General features: G+C 65.2%; 15 protein-coding genes and 1 pseudogene. 6 read left to right on the top strand and 10 right to left on the bottom strand.

The window, feature by feature from the left end; genetic code table 11:
* Positions 1-16: 16 nt before the first annotated feature.
* The 3 genes and pseudogenes from OEJ37_RS25780 to OEJ37_RS25770 form a co-directional block, all read right to left on the bottom strand.
* The gene (locus OEJ37_RS25780) at positions 17-1,882 is read right to left on the bottom strand and encodes a phosphoenolpyruvate carboxykinase (GTP) (RefSeq protein WP_174418602.1); all 1,866 of its coding nucleotides are present in this window, start codon (positions 1,880-1,882) and stop codon (positions 17-19) included.
* 527 nt (positions 1,883-2,409) lie between these two features.
* Positions 2,410-2,568: pseudogene (locus OEJ37_RS25775) on the bottom strand (SDR family oxidoreductase); the annotation flags it as partial.
* 363 nt (positions 2,569-2,931) lie between these two features.
* Positions 2,932-3,816 carry a LysR family transcriptional regulator gene (locus OEJ37_RS25770; RefSeq protein WP_174418603.1) on the bottom strand — a complete coding sequence of 295 codons (885 nt, stop codon included), beginning with the start codon at positions 3,814-3,816 and terminating at the stop codon, positions 2,932-2,934.
* A gap of 124 nt (positions 3,817-3,940) precedes the next feature.
* Here OEJ37_RS25770 and argC point away from each other — a divergent pair, with 124 nt between their 5' ends.
* On the top strand, positions 3,941-4,867 hold the full coding sequence (gene argC, locus OEJ37_RS25765; RefSeq protein WP_174418604.1) for an N-acetyl-gamma-glutamyl-phosphate reductase: 927 nt from the start codon (positions 3,941-3,943) through the stop codon (positions 4,865-4,867).
* A 309-nt stretch (positions 4,868-5,176) separates the two neighbouring features.
* Here argC and OEJ37_RS25760 read toward each other — a convergent pair whose 3' ends face one another.
* Both OEJ37_RS25760 and OEJ37_RS25755 read right to left on the bottom strand, forming a co-directional pair.
* Complete coding sequence (locus OEJ37_RS25760) at positions 5,177-5,365, bottom strand: hypothetical protein (protein WP_152859827.1); 189 nt, start codon at positions 5,363-5,365, stop codon at positions 5,177-5,179.
* Positions 5,366-5,575: 210 nt separating this feature from the next.
* Positions 5,576-7,021: a DEAD/DEAH box helicase gene (locus tag OEJ37_RS25755; RefSeq protein ID WP_263346830.1), complete on the bottom strand. Its 1,446-nt coding sequence runs from the start codon at positions 7,019-7,021 to the stop codon at positions 5,576-5,578.
* Positions 7,022-7,373: 352 nt separating this feature from the next.
* On the opposite strand from OEJ37_RS25755, the gene OEJ37_RS25750 reads away from it, so the two are divergent.
* The 4 genes from OEJ37_RS25750 (at position 7,374) to OEJ37_RS25735 (ending at position 9,970) form a co-directional block, all read left to right on the top strand.
* On the top strand, positions 7,374-7,889 hold the full coding sequence (locus OEJ37_RS25750) for a YbaK/prolyl-tRNA synthetase associated domain-containing protein (protein WP_174418606.1): 516 nt from the start codon (positions 7,374-7,376) through the stop codon (positions 7,887-7,889).
* Positions 7,890-7,939: 50 nt separating this feature from the next.
* Positions 7,940-8,578 carry a transcriptional regulator gene (locus tag OEJ37_RS25745; protein ID WP_263346829.1) on the top strand — a complete coding sequence of 213 codons (639 nt, stop codon included), beginning with the start codon at positions 7,940-7,942 and terminating at the stop codon, positions 8,576-8,578.
* A 51-nt stretch (positions 8,579-8,629) separates the two neighbouring features.
* Positions 8,630-9,604, top strand: a complete 975-nt coding sequence (locus OEJ37_RS25740) for a threo-3-hydroxy-L-aspartate ammonia-lyase (protein ID WP_174418608.1) — start codon at positions 8,630-8,632, stop codon at positions 9,602-9,604.
* Between the two features lie 117 nt (positions 9,605-9,721).
* Positions 9,722-9,970: a hypothetical protein gene (locus tag OEJ37_RS25735; RefSeq protein ID WP_174418609.1), complete on the top strand. Its 249-nt coding sequence runs from the start codon at positions 9,722-9,724 to the stop codon at positions 9,968-9,970.
* 57 nt (positions 9,971-10,027) lie between these two features.
* Here OEJ37_RS25735 and OEJ37_RS25730 read toward each other — a convergent pair whose 3' ends face one another.
* Positions 10,028-10,660 (bottom strand): LysE family translocator, encoded by a 633-nt coding sequence (locus tag OEJ37_RS25730; RefSeq protein ID WP_263346827.1) that lies wholly within the window; start codon positions 10,658-10,660, stop codon positions 10,028-10,030.
* A 116-nt stretch (positions 10,661-10,776) separates the two neighbouring features.
* On the opposite strand from OEJ37_RS25730, the gene OEJ37_RS25725 reads away from it, so the two are divergent.
* Positions 10,777-11,238, top strand: coding sequence for an Lrp/AsnC family transcriptional regulator (locus tag OEJ37_RS25725; protein ID WP_174418611.1), 462 nt, complete (start codon positions 10,777-10,779; stop codon positions 11,236-11,238).
* A 117-nt stretch (positions 11,239-11,355) separates the two neighbouring features.
* Here OEJ37_RS25725 and OEJ37_RS25720 read toward each other — a convergent pair whose 3' ends face one another.
* The 4 genes from OEJ37_RS25720 to OEJ37_RS25705 all read right to left on the bottom strand — a co-directional run bounded on the left by OEJ37_RS25720 (position 11,356) and on the right by OEJ37_RS25705 (position 14,770).
* Entirely contained in the window at positions 11,356-12,591 is a 1,236-nt protein-coding gene (locus tag OEJ37_RS25720) for a collagen-like triple helix repeat-containing protein (protein WP_263346825.1), read from the bottom strand.
* Between the two features lie 291 nt (positions 12,592-12,882).
* Positions 12,883-13,230, bottom strand: a complete 348-nt coding sequence (locus tag OEJ37_RS25715) for a copper-binding protein (RefSeq protein ID WP_263346894.1) — start codon at positions 13,228-13,230, stop codon at positions 12,883-12,885.
* A 107-nt stretch (positions 13,231-13,337) separates the two neighbouring features.
* On the bottom strand, positions 13,338-14,129 hold the full coding sequence (locus OEJ37_RS25710; RefSeq protein WP_263346823.1) for a DUF2182 domain-containing protein: 792 nt from the start codon (positions 14,127-14,129) through the stop codon (positions 13,338-13,340).
* Positions 14,126-14,770, bottom strand: coding sequence for a DUF1326 domain-containing protein (locus tag OEJ37_RS25705; RefSeq protein ID WP_174418614.1), 645 nt, complete (start codon positions 14,768-14,770; stop codon positions 14,126-14,128). Before OEJ37_RS25705 ends, OEJ37_RS25710 begins: the two co-directional genes overlap by 4 nt.
* Between the last annotated feature and the right edge of the window lie 43 nt (positions 14,771-14,813).

Below are 14,813 nucleotides of genomic sequence, written 5' to 3'. Positions count from 1 at the left end.
GCATCGTTGCGGATCGTCAGGCGCCGAGGCGCTGCTCGATTTTCTTCATCGTGTCGGTCATTTCAGCCGGCAAGCGCAGCTTCAGCGTGTCGAACAGCGCCGCGTGCAGCTTCAGCTCCTCGCGCCATTCGTCGGCATTCATCGACGTCACCGCGGCGAACTGCTCGCGCGTGAAATCGAGCCCGTCCCAATGCAGGTCTTCATACGCGGGCGACACGCCGAACGCATGTTCGCCGCCGCCGCCGGTGCCTTCGAGACGGTCGAGCATCCACTTCAGCACGCGCATGTTCTCGCCGAAGCCCGGCCACACGAACTTGCCGTTCGCGTCCTTGCGGAACCAGTTCACGCAGTAGATCTTCGGCAACGTCGCGCCCGCGCCTTCGAGCTGCTTGCCGAGCTTCAGCCAGTGCGCGAAATAATCGCTGACGTTGTAGCCGCAGAACGGCAGCATCGCGAACGGGTCGCGGCGCACGATGCCCTGCTGGCCGACTGCCGCGGCGGTGGTTTCCGAGCCCATCGTTGCAGCCATGTACACGCCTTCGACCCAGTCGCGCGCCTCGGTCACGAGCGGTACCGTCGTCGAGCGGCGGCCGCCGAAGATGAACGCATCGATCGGCACGCCGGCCGGGTTCTCCCAGTCCGCGTCGATCGACGGACACTGCGCGGCCGGCGCTGTGAAGCGCGAATTCGGGTGCGCGGCCTTGCGGCCGGTTTCCTTGCCGATCTCGGGCGTCCACGGGTTGCCCTGCCAGTCGGTCAGCTTCGCGGGCGGCGTGTCGGTCAGCCCTTCCCACCACACGTCGCCGTCTTCCGTCAGCGCGACGTTCGTGAAGATCACGTTTTCCTTCAGCGTCGAGATCGCGTTCGGATTGGTCTTCACGCCGGTGCCCGGTGCGACGCCGAAGAAGCCGGCTTCCGGGTTGATCGCATACAGGCGGCCGTCGCGGCCCGGTTTCAGCCACGCGATGTCGTCGCCGATCGTCGTGACCTTCCAGCCGTCGAAGCCCTGCGGCGGAATCAGCATCGCGAAGTTGGTCTTGCCGCACGCGGACGGGAACGCGGCCGCGACGTGATACTTCTTGCCGGCCGGCGACGTCACGCCGAGGATCAGCATGTGCTCGGCGAGCCAGCCCTGGTCGCGGCCCATTGTCGACGCGATGCGCAGTGCGAAGCACTTCTTGCCGAGCAGCGCATTGCCGCCGTAGCCCGAACCGAAGCTCCAGATCTCGCGCGTCTCGGGAAAGTGCACGATGTACTTGACCGGGTTGCACGGCCACGGCACGTCTTTCTCGCCTGCTTCGAGCGGATGGCCGACGCTGTGCACGCATGGCACGAACTCGCCATCTTCGCCGAGCACGTCGTACACGTCGCGGCCCATGCGCGTCATGATCCGCATGTTCACCGCAACGTACGGGCTGTCGGACAGTTCGACGCCGACGTGCGCGATCGGCGAGCCGAGCGGGCCCATCGAGAACGGCACCACGTACAGCGTGCGGCCGCGCATCGAGCCGCGGAACAGGCCGTTGAGCGTCTCGCGCATTTCGGTGGGCTCGACCCAGTTGTTGGTCGGCCCGACGTCGTCGCGCGATGCCGCGCAGATGAACGTGCGATCTTCGACACGTGCAACGTCGGACGGATCGGATTGCGCGAGGAACGAGTTCGGGCGCTTCGCCGGGTTCAGGCGCGTGAGCGTGCCCTGGTCGACCATCGCCTGGCACAGCGCGTCGTATTCTTCCTGCGAACCGTCACACCAAACGATTTGCTCGGGCTCCGTGAGCGCCGCGATGCGCGACACCCAATCGATCAGCTTGCGATGTTTGACGAAGGCCGGGGGAGCGATCAGCGGGCCGTGTGTGGCTTCGGCCAGATTGTTTTGCGACATGGGGCTGTCTCCAGATTATTGGGCGGGGATGGGGGTTGCGGGGTGAACCCGCCAGATGGGGAATGCGATCGACATGCAGGACGCAGCAACACGCAACGCGGCGCACGCGAACTGAGCGCGTGTCGATGCCGCGATGCGGGCGAGAGGATGTGATGTCTCGTTAGAAGATGCGAACGCGAGTTTCGCCATGCATGCAACCTGCCTTACAACTTCCATGCCGGCCAGCATACCATCGCCGTTATCGCGCGGGCGTTGCGTTGCAACAAGAAACATCCATAACGTCGTGCAGGCACATGCGTTGCCGGCCAGTCATTTTGACTGCGTCGGTGCGATCGCTGTCGGGGACGAAACGCGGGGAACGTCCGTCGGACAAGGGTTTGGCAAAAGCGGCAAATTCGGCCCGGCGGCCGTGCGCATGAAAATTGCGCATGCGCGCCCGGCGAATTCGCGTTTTCGCTACTCAGGCAAACCCTGAATTAGGTTGCGTACACAAACATCCGGCCCGAACGTGTGATGTCCGCCACCGCTCAAAACGGTGCGACAGGCAATCCGGGGTAATACGCGCCCGCCGCCATCCCGCCGTCGACGGCCAGTTCGGCGCCGTTGCGGTACGACGCTTCGTCGCTCGCGAGGAACAGCGTCGCACGCGCGATCTCGTCGGGCAGGCCGACGCGCCGCGGCGGCACGTTCGGCATCGACGGGATCGTTGCGGTGTGGGTCGACAGCGCGAGCGCGATGTTCGGAAAACCGTTCGACGATGCGGTGCGCGCGATCGTCCCGCACATGGCCGCGTATCTCGTCACCGAATGGCAACCGATTCCGAACACGCGCTTCCCGACTCGGGTCTTGTGCTCTTTCGCGGGCCGGACTTGCGCTGTCTATCGCGCGTCGTCGGCCCGATTTTTTGTTCTTCGCGGATTTCTTGTGATGTCGCTGAACGACTCACTTCGGCCTACCAAATATCTACAAACCGGCCATTCGTTTGTCGTGGCGTGCAATAGGCTACTGCCCCGTCGCGAGAACGAACCAGATCGGGAAAAGGCAAACTCCTACGCCAATCGCAGATCCCACAACGCATCGAGTACATGTTGCGTGGAACGCTCGACGTGCCCCGCACGATGCGCAATGCCGAGCCGACGCCACAACGCCGGGCGCAGCGGACGCATGACAATGCGCCTGTCGGGTAATGGCGTAGCAGCCTCATGGGGCAGCAGCGCGGCGCCGTAACCTGCCGCTACCAGGCTCTTGATCGCGTCGTTGTAGTTGAGTTGAATGCGCGGCGCAGGATGGTGCCCCGCGGTCGCGAACCACTCCGCAGTCAGACGCGACAGACGCGTGGTCGCATCATTGAGAATGAGAGGTTGGCCGGCGAGCCATTCAGGCGTGACGCGGGCCGGACACCGCCAATGCGCCGGCACAAAGGCCATTACGGGGTCGCGGCGCCAAGGCTTTATCACGAGCCCGGCCACCGGAGGCTGAGGCAGTGCGACCAGCCCGATATCCAGCGTCCCATCCGCCAATCGGGTCAGCGTTTCATGCGAGGTGAGTACCGCGATCTGAATATCGATAGCGGGATGGTGCTGACGCAGCACTTCAAGCGCTTGCGGCAAAAGATGCGCAATCGCGCCGGTCGATGCGCCGAGCCGAACGCGTCCGACAAGCCCTTGAACCTGGCGGTGAACATCGTCCAACGCCTGTTCCGCGTCAGCCAACAGTCGACGTGCGCGCTCGACCAACAGCTCGCCTGTTGCCGACGGCCGAACATGTCCGCGCTTGCGCGACAGGAGCGGAGCCCCGATGCGCTCTTCCAGTTCAGCGATGTGGAGGCTGACCGTTGGTGGCGCCAGATGCAACGCACGCGCCGCGTCGGCGAATGAGCCACGGTCGGCAATAGCGACCAGGGTGCGCAAGCGGTCAAGGCTGATCTCTCGCATGTCGGCGTCCCGATTCAGAAAAACTGAATGTTCAAGTTATGAAATTCGACTTTCGCTATTCTAGCGGCGCGCGGAAGATCACAGACTCGTTCCACTTTTCACCCGTCACCGGAGTACCGCGCGCATGAGCTCTCCCCTTGTTTTCATCGACGGCGACCAAGGCACCACCGGGTTGCAAATTCACGAACGGCTTCGCGGCCGGACCGATCTGAAACTGGTCACGCTTCCCGCGGCGGAACGCAAGGATTCCAGGCGTCGCGCAGAAGCCATCAACGCCTGCGACATCGCCATCCTCTGTTTGCCTGACGCCGCCGCGCGCGAGGCCGTGGACGCCATTGTCAATCCTGCCGTCAGAGTAATCGACGCAAGTTCCGCCCACCGCACACAGCCGGACTGGACATACGGCTTTCCGGAAATGACGCCGGGACAGGCTGAGCGCATTGCGAACGCACGTCGGGTCACCAACCCCGGTTGCTATCCGACCGGTGCAATTGGCTTGCTGCGTCCCCTGTTGCAGGCCGGGCTCATACCAGGCAACTACCCCATCAGCATTCATGCGGTGTCCGGCTACTCCGGACGCGGGCGCGCCGGTGTGGAGGAACATGAGGGGCGCGGTGCCGTCAACGCGCCTTCATACCAGGTATATGGTCTGGAACTCGCGCACAAGCACACCCCGGAGATCCAGCAGCATGCCGGGCTCACGCAGCGTCCCATCTTCGTCCCTGCGTATGGTGCGTTCCGCCAGGGCATCGTGCTGACGGTGCCCTTGGATGTGCGGCTGCTGGCAGCCGGCGTGGATGGTGCCGCGTTACACGCATGCCTCGCACGCCACTATGCCGAGGCGGTCCACGTAAATGTCTTGCCGCTGCACGAATCGTGCGTCTTGACGCACCTTGATCCGCAAGTGCTGAACGGTACGGACGACATGCGCTTGAGCGTGTTTCCCAACATGGAACACGGGCACGTTCTCCTATCCGCGGTTTTCGATAATCTCGGCAAAGGCGCAGCCGGCGCTGCGGTTCAGAACCTGAACCTGATGCTCACGCAGTAATGGTGGCCGATGGCTTACCCTGGTGTTCGGTTGCACCTGCATGCCAACGATTGTTGGCAATCTGGTCGTGGCAGTCGAGTATCTCCAACTGGCCGAACCGAGACAACGCCGCACCGTGCTCGCGACGCGCACGACGCGGTGACGCCCGCACCGTCGCGGCATTCGGTGGGCCGCGCCGTGCCAATCTCGATGCGCAATGCAGCCTGTTCGCGGATGAGTTTGGACGCAGCCAACCGGACACCCTGTCGCATGGAGCGAGCAAAATTGCGTGCACCCTCCCTCACCGAGCGCCCGGCAACGAACTCCGCGTCAGCGGGGGGTGATGTTGACGACCACGATTTCGTATCCGGGGTCGGCGTTCTCGTTCGCCGCTTTTTTCGCTTCCTCATACGACAGAAAGGACATGGCTTCTTCAATCTCCGGTGCCATGCCGATGTCGCCATCCTCACCGGTGCAGAGGAACTGCTCACCGGTCTTCACGACATAGATGGTCGTCATGTCTCCCTCCATGGTTTGCATGGGGAACTTCCAGTCTAGCTTCCGCGATTCCGTATGCAACCCCGGCAGTCGAATTGTGCGGATCCTGGATTCAGTGCGCCGTTACCCGCGGCCCCGCGGCCCCGATGCACGCCGAAGCCGCGCTGCTGCCTGCCGGCGGGCCGCAAACCGCCAGCCTGTTCCAGGGCTGGCGTTGCTCATCCCCACGGATCAGGGTTGACGTTTGCCGCGGCCACCTGCGGGTTTGCCAGCCGGCTTGCGTGAACCCGCCGCTGGCTTGCCGGCAGGTTTGCCGCGTGGCTTTTGCACGCCGAACGGGTTACCGCTGGACAAACCTGAACCTTTACCCGCGGCTACAGCGCGCTGCGCCGCCGGCTTGCGTTTGTTTTCGCCACCTTGCGGGCGCGGTTTTTTGCCGGGCGCCTGCATGGCGCCCGACGCAGCTTGCGGCACTTTGGGCTTCTTGGGCTTTTTGGGTTTCTTGATAATCTGGCCCGTTGCGCTGGTTTCCGGCACGCGGTGTTCGGCTTCAAAACCCGGCTCTTCTTCACGGGGCAGCGTTTGCCGGATCAGCGCTTCGATCGCGGCCAGTTGCGGCGCTTCATCGGCGCACACCAGGGACACCGCCACGCCGCTGGCGCCCGCGCGGCCGGTACGGCCAATACGGTGCACGTAGTCTTGCGCCACGATCGGCAGATCAACGTTGATCACCAGCGGCAGGTCGTCGATATCCAGCCCGCGCGCAGCCACATCGGTGGCTACCAGCATATTGACTTCGCCCGTCTTGAAGCGCTCCAGCGCACGCAGGCGCGCGGGTTGCGGTTTGTCGCCATGGATGGTGTCGATCGCATAGCCCGCGTCATCCAGCATGGCCGCCAGGTAATCCACGCCTTTGCGGGTCTTGACGAACACCAGCGCGTGCTCCCAGTTGTTCTCGGCCACAAGGTGCATGAAGAGCTCAGGCTTGTTCCTTTTATCCACCGGCACCACCCACTGCTTGATCTTGCTGGCCGTGACATTGGGCGGGCTGACGCTGATATTCACCGGGCCGCGCAGAATGCCCGCCGCCATCGTGCGGATATCGTCGGTAAACGTGGCCGAGAACAGCAGAGTCTGGCGCTGGGCCGGCAACGCAGCGAAGACGGCGTCGAGTTCGCGCGCAAAGCCCAGATCCAGCATACGGTCGGCTTCATCCAGCACCAGCGTTTGTACTTGATCGAACTGCACTGCGTTCTGGCGATTGAGATCCAGCAAACGGCCCGGCGTGGCAACGAGCACATCCACGCCTTTGCGCAACTTCATCATCTGCGGGTTGATACTCACGCCGCCGTAGGCGGCCAGAAATCGCAAGTCGAGGCCTTTGCCGTAATCGACAAAGCTTTGCAGCACTTGTTCAGCCAGTTCACGCGTGGGCACCAGCACAAGAACACGCGCGCGGTTGCTGGACACTGCCGGGCCGTGCTGCACCAGCCGTTGCAACAGCGGAAGCGCAAAACCCGCCGTCTTGCCAGTGCCGGTCTGCGCCGCGGCCATGACGTCCTTGCCACCGAGCACGGCGGGAATCGCCTTGGCCTGCACCGGCGTAGGTGTCTGGTAATTGAGATCCCGCAAATTACGCAGCAAGGGATCGATCAGGCCAAGCGAGGCAAAAGACATGGACGTATTCCGGGCTAAAACCGCAATTCTAGCGGTTACCGCGCGGCTTGCACCGTGCACGTCAATGGCCCAGAAGATCGACGTTGATCGCCACTGAAAAACGTAGCGGTGCGTGCGACGGGTTGAATCCACAGCCGAACACCGACAGTCCTCTCCTTATTCCTCGCCATTCCGCGAAGCGCGATATTTTCACGCCCCCTTTCCGACCACAACGGTCGCCGCTCCCCGGCAACCCACGCTTTCGCCACACCCATGACAAAACGTCTATAATTGGACAATCCATCGACCGGCCCGCCGCCACGCGTCATCGCGTGTGCGCCGCGATTCCCCGGCCCAGCCTACCCGGAGCGACATGAACGACTACCCCGTTTTCGACACGCTTTGCGAACTGCTGAACACATCCGGCGCACGGTTCCGCGTGCTGGAGCACCCAGCGGAAGGTAAATCCGACGTAATCGCCGCAATTCGCGGCACGCGCCCCGAACAAGGCGCGAAGGCGATGCTGTGCACGTTCAAGGACGGCGGCGACACAACCGCGCTCGCCGTGATTCCCGGCCACCTGAAGATCGATTTTCGCAAGGTCGCCGATGCGGTCGGCCGCCGCAAGGCGACGCTCGCGTCGCCCGATGTCGCGGCCGCCGTTACCCGCTGCGTGATGGGCGCCGTGCCGCCGTTCGTGTTCGACGGCAACGTGACGCTCGTCGTCGATCCCGCGCTGGTCGAACGCAATGCGGAGATCGCGTTCAACGCGGGCCGCCTCGACCGCTCGGTCGTACTCGATGCATCCGACTACGTGCGGATCGCGCGCCCGTTGCTGGCCGACATCACGCGGCCGGAAACGGCGGACGGCCAGGAGCACGCCGGCTGACCGTTTCCCGAAGCCGTCGCATCGATCCGAAACCTGAACACGAACCCACCATGACCACCACCCGGAAAAAAGCGCTGTCGGAGCAGGCGTCGCTGATCGAGCAGGTGCAGCGCATCGCCGAAGGGCTCGGCGAGATGTTCGCGCCGTTCACCGAGGTCGTGGTCCACGACCTGCGCACGCCGAAGCACGCGATCCTCGCGATCCACAACAACCTGTCCGAACGCGCGGTCGGCGATCCCGCGACCGAGCTCGGCCTCGCCCGCATCGCGGACGACGATTTCCCGCAGGTGCTCGCGAACTACCCGAACCGCTTCGCCGACGGCCGCACCGCGAAAAGCACGTCGATCGGCATCAAGGATTCGACCGGGCGCTACGTGGCCGCGCTGTGCCTGAACGCCGACGTCACGCTGTTCCGCGGCTTCCAGGGCATGCTGAACCAGTTCTGCAGTACGAACGGCGAAACCGTCGCCGAAACGCTCGACCCGGCCGGCGCGGACGCGATCCGGCAACGCATCGACGCGTTCGCGACGCGCCTCGCGACGACGCCGCGCGAACTGAAGACCGACCAGCGCCGCGAGCTGATGCAGGCGCTGAAGGCCGACGGTTTTCTCGAGGTGCGCCGCGCGATGGAGATCGTGTCGCAGCATCTCGGCGTATCGCGCGCGACCGTGTACAACGATGCGAAATGAAACGAGCGCGCTACTTTCACGTTGACTAAACTTTTCGACCCTCGATCGACCATGAACTCTCCGACTCTCCCCACGTACGACGACGTTGCCGCCGCCGCGGCCCGGCTCGAAGGCCATGCGCACCGCACACCGGTGATGACGTCGCGGACGATCGACGAAGCGCTCGGCGCGCAGGTGTTCTTCAAGTGCGAGAACCTGCAGCGCATGGGCGCATTCAAGTTTCGCGGCGCGTTCAACGCGCTGTCGCGCTTCGATGCCGAGCAGCGCCGCAACGGCGTCGTCGCGTTCTCGTCCGGCAACCATGCGCAGGCAATCGCGCTGTCGGCGCGCATCCTCGGCATTCCGGCGACGATCGTGATGCCGCAGGATGCGCCGGCCGCGAAGGTGGCCGCGACGCGCGGCTACGGTGGCAACGTGGTGACCTACGACCGATACACCGAGGATCGCGAGCAGATCGGGCGCGAGCTCGCGGAGAAGCACGGGCTCACGCTGATCCCGCCCTACGATCATCCGGACGTGATCGCCGGCCAGGGCACGGCGGCGAAGGAACTGTTCGACGAGGTCGGGCCGCTCGACGCGGTATTCGCGCCGCTCGGCGGCGGCGGACTGCTGTCTGGCACTGCGCTCGCCACGCGCGCGCTGTCGCCGCACGCAACGTTGTACGGCGTCGAGCCGGAAGCCGGCAACGACGGCCAGCAATCGTTCCGGTCCGGCGCGATCGTGCATATCGATACGCCGCGCACGATCGCCGACGGCGCGCAGACGCAGCACCTCGGCAACCTGACGTTCCCGATCATTCGCCGCGACGTCGATGACATCCTGACCGCGACGGATGCCGAACTCGTCGACTGCATGCGCTTCTTCGCGACGCGTATGAAGATTGTCGTCGAGCCGACCGGCTGCCTGGCGTTCGCCGCCGTGCGGCGGATGAAGGACCAGCTGCAGGGCAAGCGCGTGGGCGTGGTGATCAGCGGCGGCAACGTCGATCTGGAGAACTTCTGCGCGCTGGTGTCGGCATCGGCATGAACGTCGCGGTGCGCATGAACATCCTGTCATGCGCGCGCCGCCGCTCCTTCACGTCGCGTTAAGTTTCGCGCCCTAGACTGATTATGTTGTCCCGAAGTCAGTCGTGAAGGAGTCACCATGAACACGCACGCGATCGTCGCCGCCGCGCTGGCGGCCGTTTCCCTTTCGGCGTTCGCTCAACCGGGCGTTACGTCATCCGGTTTTCCCGCCGCATCGCCGCACGACGCCGTCGCGCAGGCGACCCACCGTTCGCCCGGCGCGTTGCCGCCCACCGGCTTCGTGCTCGCGAAGATCGATCAGAACAATACGCCGCCCGACCGCGGCGGCGACCCGAGCGGCCGCACGCACACCGGCACCCGCATGTAACGGCGCAGCCGCGCGCGGTCGTCGCTGTCAGAACGACGGCAGCGACGGATCGCGCGCCTAGATGACGCCGCGCACGCCCGCGACCAACTGGATCGCGCCGAATGCCGCGATGACGACGGCCGACACGCGCGACAGCCCGTGCATGAACGCGAACGACATCTTCGTGCGCAGCGCGGCGGTCGCACCGCTCAGGCACAGCCACCAGGTCGCGGAACCGATGAACACGCCGGCGACCATCAGCGCCACAGCCGGCCACACCGCCCCTCCCCGTGCGACCGACAACGGGCCGAGCGCCGCGAAAATCCCGACGAACGACAGGATCGTCATCGGGTTCGACAGCGTCAGGCCGAACGTCGTCAGGAAATCGCGCAGGACGGTCGTGCGCGGCAGGTCGCGTTGCAGCGTCGACGCGGCCGGCGCCTGGCGCGCGATGGTCCACGCGAGCCATACGAGAAACGCGCCGCCGCCGATCTTCAGGCCGACGGTCAGCATCGGGAATGCCGTGACGATGCCCGCGATGCCCAGCGCGCCGAGCAGGCCGTAGATCGCATCGGCGCACGCGGCGCCGACACCCGTCGCGAACCCCGCCTGAAAGCCGCGGCTCAGGCTGCGCTGAATGCACAGCATGCCGATCGGGCCGACCGGCACCGCGATCGACAGCCCCATCACGACGGACTTGATGAACAGCATCGCCTGCTCCTTGCGACATGCAACGGGTTGAACAGGCATCGTAGGGAAAGTCCGGTCGTCGCTGAATGCGGTTTTTAAGGAAAAATGGCTCTTCCGCCTTAAAAATTCCCGCCGCGATGGACGATCTGGACTGGAAGGTACTCGCGCTGTTGCAGGCCAACGGCCGCATCAGCTATACGGAGCTGGCCCGCCAGGTTCACCTGTCGGTGCCGGCGGTGACGGAGCGCGTGAAGCGCCTTGAAACGGCCGGCGTCGTCGAGGGTTACACGGCCCGGATCAACCCGGCCGCGGCCGGTTATCCGGTGAGCGCGCTGATCGGCATCACGGTGCCGCAACCGGCGAAAGCGAAATTCCTCAAGCTGCTGGATACGATTCCCGAAGTCGTCGAATGCCATCACGTGACGGGCGCCGACTCGTATGTCATGCGGTTCGTCGCCACCAGCATGACCCACCTCGAGCAGCTGATCGAACGCATCAACCTGTACGGCGAAACACGCACGTCGATCGTGATGTCGACGCCGCTGCCGGCGCGCGGGCTGGCGCGGCCGCCGTCGAAGTTCGATGACGGCCGCAAGTAGCTGGCCGGGGCTTCATGGCCGGCCGGCAGATCCCGGCCTGGGCCTTGGGCGTCCGGTAACGGTCGGCCGACCAAGGCCATTCGGCCGGTTGCCTCTGTGACGTTCGGCGCCGATCGGCTATTTGCCGACCGCGCCGCCGAGCAGGCCGCCCACCAGCGACGTCACCGGCGCGAGCGGATTGCCGCTACCGCCCAACGGCGTGGTGCTGCCCGTGCCGGTCGCGGAACCGTCGTGCACGGGCGCCGGCATGCCGCCGACCACGCTCGTCACCAGGCCTGCGATCGGCACCGCGCCATTCGCGCCGCTCGGGTTCACGAGCCCGCCCGCGTTGGTCGTCGTATTGCCGACGGCACGGACGAGGTCACCGACACCGCTGACGACCGGCTGCGGCGACGCAGCCGTCACCTTCCATCCGGCCGCCGTGATTGCGCTGCCGACTTGCCCGAGCAGGCCGGCGACCGGCTGACCTAGCCCGGTTGCCGTGCCGACCTGCTGCGTGAGCTGGCCGGCCGTCGTCACGAGCGGCGTGATCGCCGTGCTGAGCGCCTGCGTCGCCTGCTGGACCGGGCCCGACGACAGGGCCGAGCCGAGCATGGTGCCGCCCGACTTCAGACCGCCGGACACCGTGTCGAGCAGGCCGCCGACCGGCGTCGTGACCGGCGCCAGCGGCGACAGCGGGCCGGAACCGAGCGCCTTCACGGTTTCGCCGAGACCGGCAACCGGGTTGCTGGTCGAGCCGACGACAGTGCCGAGGCCGGCGACCGTCGTGCCGACCGGGTTCGCCGTGAAACCGATCTGTCCGATGCCGTTGCTCACGGTGTTCGACGTATCGCGAACGATCGTGCCGACGCCGGTGACCGTGTCGGCCGGCCCGGCGATCACACCCTTGCTGACGCCACCGGGCAGGCTCACGCCGCCCATCGTGACGCCTGTGTCCGTGGCGACCGCGCCGACGGAGCTGACGATGCCGTTCGTGCCGGGCGTGCCGCTGGTTCCGCTCGTGCCACCGATTCCGCTGGTTCCGCTGGTTCCGCTGGTTCCGCTGGTTCCGCTGGTTCCGCTGGTTCCGCTGGTTCCGCTCGTTCCGCTCGTTCCGCTCGTTCCGCTCGTTCCGCTCGTTCCGCTCGTTCCACTCGTCCCGCTCGTCCCGCTCGTCCCGCTCGTCCCGCTCGTCCCGCTCGTTCCACTTGTGCCACTGGTCCCACTCGTGCCACTGGTCCCGCTCGTACTCGCTCCGATGTTGTTACCGGCCAGCGGCGGCGCCGTAACGTCACCGCCGCCGCAGGCTGCCAGCGCACACGCCGCGGCAATGGCAGCGAGCGCAACGTTCGCCTTGATGAAATGATTTTGCATGGAAGCCCCTGTCAGCTATTCAGCGCGATCATTCCAGCAAGCATCTACCGTGCCATCCTCAACGGCTTCGTTAACAATTCCGCAACCGAGCCGCGGCGGCCGTGCCGGCGGCACTTTCCGGCACGACGCGTTGCATACGGGCCCAGCGGAGCCGTTCGATCCGCCCTCGAATCCCCGCGACACCGACGTAACACCGGCCCTGCGTTACGTAGCATGACCAATGAAAAACCCGCCGCGACCGCGCGTCGCCTGCTCCGGCCCCGGCACCTCGCGCGTGCCGCCGCGTCATCGTCACGGCCGCTTCACGAGCCTCACGATCGTGAGCGTGCCATTGACCTTTTCAACCCGAACCCTGACCTTGTCGCCCACATGAAGCGGCTCGCTCATCGCCGCGCCGGCGATCTTGAACGCCATCGTCATCGGCGGCATCCCGATGTTGTCGAGTGCGCCGTGCTTCAACGTCACCAGCCCGCGTCCGGCATCGATCTCCTTGACCTCGGCATCGGTCAGCGCCGCATCCGGCTCCGACATCTTCGTGTTCCGCATGCTCATGCCGGACATGTCGCCGCCCGCGAATGCCGGTGTCGCAACGACGACCACCGTGCACAACACGACGGCAATGTGAAAACAACGCTTCATCGAAAGCCTCCCGTTGCCCCGAAGGCGTTTCCGTTGCGTGTTGAAGTCGCGCATCGCGAATGACGAGCGGCCCCCGGACACCCCCGCTCGAACGCATTCAAACGCGTTCAAACCAACAACGTCGCACCGGCCCAGGCGATCAGCACGACGCCCAGCACGCGCCCGACCAGATCGCCGCCGGGCAGGATTTTTTCCGCGAACACGAACAGCGACAGCGCGGCAATCCAGACGACATTCATCACGCCGCCGACGAACAGCAGCGCCATCAGCAACCAGCAGCAGCCCACGCAATACACGCCGTGCCTCGCGCCGAGCAGGAAGCTGCCGGCGACGCCCGGACGCCAGTGCGCGACCAGAAAACCGGCCGGCGCGCGGCATTGCCGAAGGCACGCGCGTTTCAGCGGCGAGAATTGATAGAGCCCGGCCAGCGCGAGAACGACCGCGGAAAGCACGGCGCTCTTCGACCACAGCATCATCGCGGAGATCAGCCCGGCCGGCTGCAGCAGCGCCTGAAGCAACGCCGCGCCGATCGAGAACGCGAGCCATGCGGCCAGATAACCGGCCAGCAGCGACATCGACGTGAACGCGGCACCCGAGCCGTCCGCGCCGCGATGCCACAGCACCCGCCGATACAGCATCACGAGCGGCGCCGCGCTGGGCGTCATCATCGCGATCATCATCACCCACCACATCGCGATCACGGTCGGCAGCGACGGATCCATGCTGCCCATGCCGTCCGCCAGTCGATGCGGAAAGAGCGCGACCGTCGTCATCTCCAGTGCCGACATGCCGGTTCCCGCGCCCGTCCACAGATAGAACCAGCACACGCCGACGAGCGCGGCCATGCCGAGCAGCGTGACGACGCGCTCGCGCCCGAGCCAGGTGTCGAACGGAGTCATGCCGCGACGCGATGCCGGATCAGCCCGTGGTTGTTCAGGTGCAGCCGCGCGAACTGCGCGTAGGTTCCGTCGAGATTCAACGCGATGTTGCCTTGCGAGCGCCCCGTGCCCGAACCGATCTCGGCAAGCTCGTATTCGAAACCGTTCGGCAGGTCAATCCGCACGCGATGCTCGGCGCCCGTCACCGGGTTGAGAATCGGATCGCCCGCGACGTCGAACACGCCGTCGACATGAATCCGGCCGCGCCGCGCATCGACATCGACGTCGAAATCGATCTTCGTGAAGATCGGCTCGAACGCCTGCTCGAGCGTCGACGCGAATACCGAGAACATCGTCGCGAACGGATCGGTATCCTGACCGGTCATGATCTTCAGCACCGCTTCGCGCTGTGCCGGACTCGCGCGCTCGTCGACGATCGGCTGGCACTTGCCCTTGCCTTCGTGAATCGCCCCCGGCCACTGAAACACGACCGCGATCCTGACGCCGTCGAGCACCACGTCGCCGTAGTGGCCGCTGTCGATCGAAATCGCACCCATCGCTTCGCAATTGCCGTTGGTCGGCAACCCACTGAACTGGCAAGGACAACCGTATGAGCAATTGCAACTGATCAATTCGGTACCCTGAATTTCCCACGGAGTCATGGCTCCACCTCGCGCACTGTGACAAATGAACGCTTCGAATCTA

This window comes from Burkholderia sp. BKH01 (genome assembly GCF_025685725.1).
Lineage (GTDB): Bacteria > Pseudomonadota > Gammaproteobacteria > Burkholderiales > Burkholderiaceae > Burkholderia > Burkholderia pyrrocinia_C.
This window is presented reverse-complemented; position numbering and strand designations above follow the sequence as displayed.

Bases quoted from the DNA above. Each gene is read 5' to 3' on its own strand.
- OEJ37_RS25780 (WP_174418602.1), bottom strand. From the start codon at position 1,882: ATGTCGCAAAACAATCTGGCCGAAGCCACACACGGCCCGCTGATCGCT.
- OEJ37_RS25770 (WP_174418603.1), bottom strand. From the start codon at position 3,816: ATGCGAGAGATCAGCCTTGACCGCTTGCGCACCCTGGTCGCTATTGCC.
- argC (WP_174418604.1), top strand. From the start codon at position 3,941: ATGAGCTCTCCCCTTGTTTTCATCGACGGCGACCAAGGCACCACCGGG.
- OEJ37_RS25760 (WP_152859827.1), bottom strand. From the start codon at position 5,365: ATGACGACCATCTATGTCGTGAAGACCGGTGAGCAGTTCCTCTGCACC.
- OEJ37_RS25755 (WP_263346830.1), bottom strand. From the start codon at position 7,021: ATGTCTTTTGCCTCGCTTGGCCTGATCGATCCCTTGCTGCGTAATTTG.
- OEJ37_RS25750 (WP_174418606.1), top strand. From the start codon at position 7,374: ATGAACGACTACCCCGTTTTCGACACGCTTTGCGAACTGCTGAACACA.
- OEJ37_RS25745 (WP_263346829.1), top strand. From the start codon at position 7,940: ATGACCACCACCCGGAAAAAAGCGCTGTCGGAGCAGGCGTCGCTGATC.
- OEJ37_RS25740 (WP_174418608.1), top strand. From the start codon at position 8,630: ATGAACTCTCCGACTCTCCCCACGTACGACGACGTTGCCGCCGCCGCG.
- OEJ37_RS25735 (WP_174418609.1), top strand. From the start codon at position 9,722: ATGAACACGCACGCGATCGTCGCCGCCGCGCTGGCGGCCGTTTCCCTT.
- OEJ37_RS25730 (WP_263346827.1), bottom strand. From the start codon at position 10,660: ATGCTGTTCATCAAGTCCGTCGTGATGGGGCTGTCGATCGCGGTGCCG.
- OEJ37_RS25725 (WP_174418611.1), top strand. From the start codon at position 10,777: ATGGACGATCTGGACTGGAAGGTACTCGCGCTGTTGCAGGCCAACGGC.
- OEJ37_RS25720 (WP_263346825.1), bottom strand. From the start codon at position 12,591: ATGCAAAATCATTTCATCAAGGCGAACGTTGCGCTCGCTGCCATTGCC.
- OEJ37_RS25715 (WP_263346894.1), bottom strand. From the start codon at position 13,230: ATGAAGCGTTGTTTTCACATTGCCGTCGTGTTGTGCACGGTGGTCGTC.
- OEJ37_RS25710 (WP_263346823.1), bottom strand. From the start codon at position 14,129: ATGACTCCGTTCGACACCTGGCTCGGGCGCGAGCGCGTCGTCACGCTG.
- OEJ37_RS25705 (WP_174418614.1), bottom strand. From the start codon at position 14,770: ATGACTCCGTGGGAAATTCAGGGTACCGAATTGATCAGTTGCAATTGC.